The organism is Pseudomonas sp. B14(2022) (genome assembly GCF_012030485.1).
Taxonomy (GTDB): domain Bacteria; phylum Pseudomonadota; class Gammaproteobacteria; order Pseudomonadales; family Pseudomonadaceae; genus Aquipseudomonas.
This window is the reverse complement of sequence record NZ_JAAUVM010000010.1, coordinates 209,122-217,187: the sequence shown is the minus strand read 5'-3', so window position 1 is coordinate 217,187 and position 8,066 is coordinate 209,122. Positions and strand designations below refer to the sequence as shown.

The window sequence follows — 8,066 nt, the reverse complement described above, 5'->3', positions numbered from 1 at the left end:
ATTACGTACGCCCTCACGAAGCGCTCGGCATGAAAAGTCCGGGAGACTTGTATGTGCCGTCCACCCGAATTTATCCAGGATGCTTGCCCGATGTGGAGTATCCGGCAGAAATGAAAGTTCGAAGCGTCAGGCAGGACGGATCGATCAAGTGGAACGGCAAGTTGGTATTTATCAGCGAGGCGCTGTCCGGGGAAAGGATAGGGCTCAAAGAAGCTGAAGATGATGCTTGGGATTTGTACCTGTGTGATTATCCCTTGGGGAGGCTTGGACGAGGTATGACCCGCGTCCAGGCCTCAAATGTGTAAACGATGTCCCCGGTTTCAGATGTAAACGATGTCTACGGTTCTACACCCCGATGGCGGTGGATCATCTAACGAATCTGTTCACTGACACTAAGCTATCGGGAGCAAGCCCCCTCCCACATTCGTCCTGCGGTGTTGCCACTGAATCGCTCCATCCATCGCTAAATTGTTTCAAAACTTGACGCATCTAGCGCCTTTCTCCATATTGATAGTTAGCAAACTAACTGTATGCGAACTATCCAGTGCCTCAATCCCTCGAACAACTCCAGATGAACCTCAGCAGCAGCATGGTGGTGGGCGCCCGTAACTGGCGCAAAATCTGCCAGAGCACGCTGGTGAGCTATGGCATCTCAGAAGCCTGCGCCGTGCCGCTGTTGATGATCGGCCGCCTGGGCGACGGGATGCATCAGGTCAAAGTGGCCCAGGCGTCGGGGATGGAAAGCCCGTCGCTGGTGCGTCTGCTCGACCGGCTGTGCCATGACGGCTATGTGTGCCGTACCGAAGACATCCACGACCGCCGCGCCAAGGCCCTGAGCCTGACCGAGCGTGGGCGCGAGTTGGTGCAGGCGGTGGAGGTGCAACTGGTGCGCCTGCGCCGCGAAGTGCTGGCGGACCTTCCGACCGCCGATATGGAAGCCGCACTGCGCGTACTGCGGGCCTTTGAGGCGGCGACGCTTTGAACGGATTTTTTACCGGTTTTCCGCCCGCCCGTGACTGGTTCTATGGGGTTCGTACCTTCGCCGCGTCGATGATCGCGTTGTACATCGCCATGCTGATGCAAATGCCGCGTCCGTACTGGGCGATGGCTACGGTGTATATCGTCTCCAGCCCGTTTGTCGGTCCTACCAGTTCCAAGGCGTTGTACCGCGCCATCGGCACCTTGATGGGGGCGGCGGCGGCGGTGTTTTTTGTGCCGATGTTTGTGCAATCGCCGTACATCCTGGTGGTGGTGATCGCGCTGTGGACGGGCACCTTGCTGTTCCTCTCCATGCACCTGCGCACCGCCAACAACTATGCCTTGATGCTCGCCGGCTACACCTTGCCGCTGATCGCCCTGCCGGTGGTGGATAACCCGCTGGCGGTGTGGGATGTGGCCGAGGCGCGCACAGAAGAAATCTTCCTCGGCATTGCGGTCGCGGCGGTGGTGGGCGCGATGTTCTGGCCACGGCGCCTGATGCCGGTGTTCGATGGCGCGGTGGCCAAGTGGTTCAGCGACGCCCAGGTCTACAGCCAGCGCTTTCTCACCCGCAATGTGCAGCCGGAAGAAGTCAGCACCCTGCGCGGCGGCATGGTTGCCACCTTCAATACCCTTGAATTGATGATCGGCCAGTTGCCCCACGAAGGCGCGCGGCCGCAGACGGTGCGCAATACCAAGGAATTGCGCGGGCGCATGATCCACCTGCTGCCGTTGGTGGAGGAACTCGACGATGCGCTGTATGCCGTCGAACAGCGTGCGCCGCAGTTTCTAGAGCAACTGACGCCGCTGCTGGAAGCCACCCGGCAGTGGCTGGAAAACACCACCGAAAGCGCACCGCTGGAACGCTGGCGCGCTCTGCGTGACCAGGTCGACGCCCAGCAACCCCACGGCGAAGCTTTGGATGACCGCCACACGCTGCTGTTCTCCAACGCCCTCTACCGCCTCGGTGAGTGGATCGACCTGTGGCAAGACTGTCGCAGCCTGCAAGCCGCCATCCAGTGCGAAAGCCAGGACACCTGGCGTGCCGTGTACCGCCACTGGCGCCTGGGCCGGCTCACGCCGTTCCTCGACCGTGGCCTGATGTTCTACTCGGCGTTTTCCACCGTCACCGCGATCATCGTCGCTTCGGTACTGTGGATTCTGCTGGGCTGGACCGACGGCGGCAGCGCGGTGATCCTGGCAGCGGTGGCCTGCAGCTTTTTCGCCTCGATGGACGACCCGGCACCGCAGATCTATCGGTTCTTTTTCTGGACCGCCATGTCGGTGCTGTTCGCCAGCCTCTATCTGTTCCTGGTCCTGCCCAACCTGCATGATTTCCCGATGCTGGTACTGGCGTTCGCGGTGCCGTTCATCTGCATCGGCACGCTGACTGTGCAGCCACGTTTTTACCTGGGCATGCTGCTGACGCTGGTGAACACCTCGTCGTTCATCAGCATCCAGGGCGCCTACGACGCAGACTTCCTGAACTTCGCCAACGTCAACCTGGCCGGGCCCGTGGGCCTGCTGTTCGCCTTTGTGTGGACGTTGATCGCACGGCCCTTCGGCGCCGAACTGGCGGCCAAGCGCCTGACCCGTTTCAGCTGGCGCGACATCGTCGGTCTGACCGAGCCCGCTACTCTGAACGAACACCGGCACCTGGCCGCACAAATTCTCGACCGCCTGATGCAGCATCTGCCGCGCCTGGCGTTGATCAACCAGGACACCGGCAGCGCCCTGCGCGACTTGCGCGTGGCACTCAACCTGCTCGACCTGCTGGCCTATTCGCCGCGCATCCTCGGCGTACCGCGGGTGCTGCTCAACCAAGTGGTGGAAGGTGTGGGCGGTTACTTCAAAGGCTGCCTCAAGGCGGGTGAACGCTTGCCCGCGCCCAGCGGTCTGCTGATGACCCTCGACCGCACGCGCCGCGCCCTCAACGGCCAGGGCCTGCAAGACGAAGACGATACCCGCCTGCACCTGCTGCACGCGCTGGCCGGCCTGCGCCTGGCCTTGTTGCCGGGTGTGGAATTCATTGGCGGCACGGAGATGGAAGCGCCGCTACCCGATGGAGCGCCTTTATGATCGGTGACCTGGACATCAGCGGGGTGTTCCTGCCCACGCTGCTGGTGCTGATGGGCATTACGTACGTGTTATTCCTGGTGGTTCACGGGCTGTTGACCCGCGTCCACTTCTATCGCCTGGTCTGGCACCGGGCATTGTTCAATGTGGGGCTCTACGCGCTGTTGCTGGGCGCGGTGGACTCACTCAGTCGATACCTGATGACATGAAAAAACCTTTTTTGACCATCGGCCGTGTAGTCCTGACGTTGTTGATCGTGAGCTTCGCGGTCGTCGTTGTGTGGCGCATGGTCATGTACTACATGTTTGCCCCCTGGACCCGTGACGGCCACATCCGTGCCGACATCGTGCAGATCGCGCCCGACGTGTCCGGGCTGATCCAGCGCGTCGATGTACGCGACAACCAACTGGTGACCAAGGGGCAGGTACTGTTTGCCGTGGACCAGGACCGCTTCAAGCTGGCCCTGCGCCAAGCCCAGGCCGCCGTGGCCGACCGCCAGGAAACCCTGGCCCAGGCCCAGCGCGAGTACAAGCGTAACCGTGGCCTCGGCAACCTGGTGCCCAGCGAGCAACTGGAAGAAAGCCAGTCCCGCGTTGCCCGCGCCCAGTCGGCCCTGGCCGAAGCGCAAGTGACGGTGGATTCGGCCCAACTCAACCTCGATCGCTCCGTCATCCGCAGCCCGGTAGACGGCTACGTCAACGACCGCGCGCCGCGTACCCAGGAATTCGTCACCGCCGGGCGGCCGGTGCTGTCGGTGGTGGACAGCAATTCCTTCCATATCGACGGCTACTTCGAAGAGACCAAACTCGACGGCATCCACGTCGGCATGGGCGTCGACATCCGTGTGATCGGCGACAACGCCCGTTTGCACGGCCATGTGCAGAGCATCGTCGCCGGTATCGAAGACCGCGACCGCAGCAGCGGCTCGAACCTGCTGCCCAACGTCAACCCAGCGTTCAGCTGGGTGCGCCTGGCCCAGCGGATTCCGGTGCGCATCGCCTTTGACGATGTACCGGCGGACTTCCGCATGATCGCCGGGCGTACGGCGACCGTGTCGATCATTGGCGACAAACCCAATGAGGGAGCCAAGCCATGAAGCAGCTTTGGGCAACCGCTGCGCTGGGGTTGTTGCTGTCGGCCTGCCAAGTGGTGGGGCCGGATTACAAGCTGCCGCCAACGTCTGCCGTCAACCGCGCTGACCTGCAAGGGCAACTGGCGGGCGAGGGCAACAACGTGGTGTCGGCGCCAGTGCCGGCCGACTGGTGGAAGCTCTACAAAGACCCGCGCCTGGACGAGTTGGTGCGCCAGGCCATGGCCTCCAACACCGACCTGCGCGTGGCCGCTGCCAACTTGCAGCGCGCGCGTTATCAGACCCAACAAGCTGAATCTGCCGGCGGCTGGAGTGCCGGCGCCAAGGCCGAGGTGCAGCGCCTGCAGGAATCCGGCGAAGCGTTTTTGCAGGCGGACAAAGTGCCGGTGGACAACATCGGCAGCGTGGGCATTACCACCTCGTATCAATTCGACCTGTTCGGCACCTTGCAACGTGGCATCGAAAGCGCCCAGGCCAGCGCCGATGCGGCCCAGGCCGCCGCCGATATCGCGCGCATCACCCTGGTGGCCGATGTGGTGCGCTCCTACACCCAGGTGTGCGCGGCCAACGAAGAACTGGCGATTGCCAACGAGTCCCTCGACCTGCAAGCCCAGAGCACCAAACTGACCCAACGCCTGCGTGACGCGGGCCGTGGTGATGAAACCCAGGTCACCCGCTCGCAAACCCAGTACAAATCCCTGCGCGCCGACATGCCGCGCTACGAAGCGGCGCGCCAGGCCGGGCTGTTCCGCCTGTCGATGCTGCTGGCCAAGCCAGTGGACCAACTGCCGGCGGGCACCGGCACCTGCGCCGAGCTGCCGCACATCGCCCAATTGTTGCCGGTGGGCGACGGTGCGGCACTGCTCAAGCGTCGCCCCGACGTGCGCCAGGCCGAGCGCCAACTGGCCGCCGCCACCGCACGTATCGGTGTGGCCACCGGCGCCTTGTACCCGGACATCGCCATCGGCGCCACGGTGGGCACCGTGGGCCTGCTCGACAACCTCGGCCAGCCGGCGACCAACCGCTGGGGCTTCGGCCCGATGATCAGCTGGACGGTGCCGACCAACGGCGCCCGTGCGCGTATCCACGAAGCCGAAGCCGCGACCCAGGGCGCCCTGGCGCATTTCGACGGCGTGGTCCTCAACGCCATCCGCGAAACCCAGACCGGCCTGGCGCAATACACCGCCGTGTTGCAACGGCGCGAGGCGCTGGCGGACGCCGAGCACTCGGCCCAAGAGGCTGCGGACCAGACCCACCGGTTCTTCCAGGCCGGCCGCGAATCGTTTCTCGCCGACCTGCAAGCCACCCGCACCTACACCGCGATGCGTGCGCAGCTGGCGGCGGCAAACACTCAGGTTGCCATGAGCCAGATCGATCTGTTCCTGGCCCTGGGCGGCGGCTGGGAAAGCGGACGAACGCAAGCGTCACAGCCCGGCAAACCCTGAGCGAATAGCTATGCTTGGACAGGCGGGTCGCCGTGACGACTCGCCTGACACTGCTCGCGTTTGCTCATGGGGATTCCAATAATGAAAAACCCTTATGCTCCCGCTTTCTGGTGCGTGCTCTTCGCACTGGTGTTGTTATCGGCCGCGTATTTCTACGGCGTCATGCTCGCCCATCAACTCGACAAGGCCATGGTGTTTCTCGACAGCGCCTGCCTGGTGATCGGCACCCTGTCCATCGGCGTTGTCGCCTGGGCCTCTTACCAAAATCAACGGGTCAAGAAAAAACTCCTGGAACAAGGCAAGACCCGCGTAGCGATCTGGGACACCAAGGTCGCGCTGCGCCGGGTCGAAACCGTGTTCGACCGCTATTTCTGGGGCAGCTATTGGCAGCCTGGGCGCACCTTCCAGGAGGTCATGGGCGACCTTACCGGCACGCCCCTGGAAAAAAGCCTCGAAGTCCTGAAAAAACAGTGTGTATTGCTGGATCGGCAGGTCGCCGAGGGCCGGCATTGGCTCAATAACGCGCGGGAATTGTCCGACGTTGCCACGCAGATGGCCCGTGAGCGCTACCAACTGGACTTCTGCGACCCCAAGTCCGACACCCCCGGCAATGCGGTCATACACCGCGAGTTTGAGGTGCTGGTATACACCTGGACGGCACGCCTGAAGAGTTTCGACCACCAACTCGACGAGATCGAATTGGAGTACTCGTGAACCAACTGCACGCCTGACCCCTCTGAGAAAGCTGGGCCGTTCGCGGCTGCCAGTGCTAATCTTCTCCCCGTTTTCGGCGGGCTTGAGCCAACCCCAACAGGGTTCAAGGAAGACAGCCCACTTCTCACAGGATTTGATCAGGTCACTTCATGAATAAGCCAGCAGTCGTTCTTTTGGGTTTTGTTGTCGCCGTAGGCGTCGTCAGTGCAGGCGGCGCCTGGTACACCGGTAAACAACTGGAGCCGGTGCTGCAAACCGCGATCCAGAACGCCAACAAGGAACTGCAGACCTCCATGGCCGGCGTCGACGGCACCGTGGCCCTGGAGCTGGTGTCCCTGGAGCGTGGCGTGTTCAGCAGCACCGCCCATTACCGCTTGAAAGGCCAGGGTTCGGTCTTCGGCGAAGAAAACCCTAATCCGGAACTGCTGTTCGTCGACCATATCGAACACGGCCCGCTGCCGTTCTCGCGCCTGGTGACGCTCAAATGGCTGCCGGTCATGGCCACCAGTCACTACGAACTGGAAAAGAACGCCACCACCGAGAAGTGGTTCGCCGCTGCCAAAGACGTATCGCCGCTCAAGGGCGTGGCCAATATCGGCTATAGCCGTTCGGTCAACGGCAACATCGAATTGCTGCCCCTGGAGTTCAAGGACGCCGCAGCTTCGGCGAGCTTCTCTGGCGCCAACCTGAATTTCGACAGCACCGCCGAAGGCCAGAAGGTCAAGGCTGACGGCTTCATGAACAGCTTCAAGATCGCCGGGCTGGATGGCAAGGGCGAACACTTCGAAGCTGAATTGTCTGGCCTGACCATCGCCAGCAACCTGGAAAAATCCACCTTTGGCTTCTACACCGGGCAAAACACCGTTGAGCTGACCGACAGCAAGTTCACCTTCGGCCCGCAGAAAGCCGTGTTGACCGTCAAAGGCTTCGAGCAGAAAGACTCCAGCGAAACCAAGGACAACAACCTGGCCGGCCGTGTCGACTACAAGATCGACGAGATCGGTTACCAGGGTAAACCCGTGGGTTCGGCGGCCATGGCCCTGAGCATGAAGAATGTCGACATCCCGGCCATGCTGGTGCTGACCAAGCTTTACCAGGACAAGATGCAGCCGGTGCAAGCCGCCGCCGCAGCGGGCGAGCCTGCACCTGAGCTGCAACTGAACGAAGCCGAGCAGGCCCTTGCCGAAGCGAACGTCAACCAGGTACTGGCCGCCAAGCCGCAACTGGCGGTGGAAAACCTTTCCCTGAAAACCACCCATGGCGAAAGCAAGTTCAACCTGCTGGTGGACCTGGCCAAGCCGGCGTCCATGGAGCTGCCGCCGGTTGAACTGGGCAAGCAGATGATTGCATTGCTGGACGCCAACCTGACGCTGTCCAAGCCGATGATAGGTGACGTCGCCGCCCTGCAAGCGCAACTCGGTGGCGTGAGCGACCCGAAAGCCATCGAACAGCAGTCCCAAATGGCCGCCGAGATGGTCAGCGGCATGGCGGTCGGCACTCAGTTGGCGACCCTGGTCGGCAGCGACGTAGTGTCCAAGCTGCACTACGCCAACAATGAAGTGACCTTCAACGGCCAGAAGATGACCGTCGAGCAGTTCATTGGGTTTGTGATGGCCAAGGTCGGCGCGGTCAGCGGCGCTCAGTAATATTTCGCCATCGCCCCGAAGTAAATAATGTGGGAGGCCCCACTACCTTTGCGACCTAGCGCTGTCGCACAGCAAACTGGGTCTCTGTGGCGAGCGGGCTTGTCCCGCGTTGGGGTG

General features: G+C 62.2%; 7 protein-coding genes and 1 pseudogene. All 8 read left to right on the top strand.

The window, feature by feature from the left end:
• Positions 1-305 (top strand): annotated as a pseudogene (locus HCF10_RS17165) (IS481 family transposase); the annotation flags it as partial.
• Positions 306-571: 266 nt separating this feature from the next.
• The gene (locus HCF10_RS17160) at positions 572-982 is read left to right on the top strand and encodes a MarR family winged helix-turn-helix transcriptional regulator (RefSeq protein ID WP_167656029.1); all 411 of its coding nucleotides are present in this window, start codon (positions 572-574) and stop codon (positions 980-982) included.
• Positions 979-3,057 carry an FUSC family protein gene (locus HCF10_RS17155; protein WP_167656028.1) on the top strand — a complete coding sequence of 693 codons (2,079 nt, stop codon included), beginning with the start codon at positions 979-981 and terminating at the stop codon, positions 3,055-3,057. The genes HCF10_RS17160 and HCF10_RS17155 overlap by 4 nt, the downstream gene beginning before the upstream one ends.
• On the top strand, positions 3,054-3,263 hold the full coding sequence (locus HCF10_RS17150; RefSeq protein ID WP_012721577.1) for a DUF1656 domain-containing protein: 210 nt from the start codon (positions 3,054-3,056) through the stop codon (positions 3,261-3,263). Before HCF10_RS17155 ends, HCF10_RS17150 begins: the two co-directional genes overlap by 4 nt.
• Positions 3,260-4,150 carry an efflux RND transporter periplasmic adaptor subunit gene (locus HCF10_RS17145; RefSeq protein WP_090401202.1) on the top strand — a complete coding sequence of 297 codons (891 nt, stop codon included), beginning with the start codon at positions 3,260-3,262 and terminating at the stop codon, positions 4,148-4,150. The genes HCF10_RS17150 and HCF10_RS17145 overlap by 4 nt, the downstream gene beginning before the upstream one ends.
• A complete protein-coding gene (locus HCF10_RS17140) occupies positions 4,147-5,589 on the top strand; it encodes an efflux transporter outer membrane subunit (protein WP_145335705.1) in 1,443 nt (480 codons plus the stop codon). Before HCF10_RS17145 ends, HCF10_RS17140 begins: the two co-directional genes overlap by 4 nt.
• A gap of 81 nt (positions 5,590-5,670) precedes the next feature.
• Positions 5,671-6,303, top strand: a complete 633-nt coding sequence (locus HCF10_RS17135; RefSeq protein WP_131700499.1) for an NADH:ubiquinone oxidoreductase subunit N — start codon at positions 5,671-5,673, stop codon at positions 6,301-6,303.
• Between the two features lie 149 nt (positions 6,304-6,452).
• Positions 6,453-7,949 carry a YdgA family protein gene (locus HCF10_RS17130; RefSeq protein WP_167656027.1) on the top strand — a complete coding sequence of 499 codons (1,497 nt, stop codon included), beginning with the start codon at positions 6,453-6,455 and terminating at the stop codon, positions 7,947-7,949.
• The last annotated feature ends 117 nt before the right edge of the window (positions 7,950-8,066 follow it).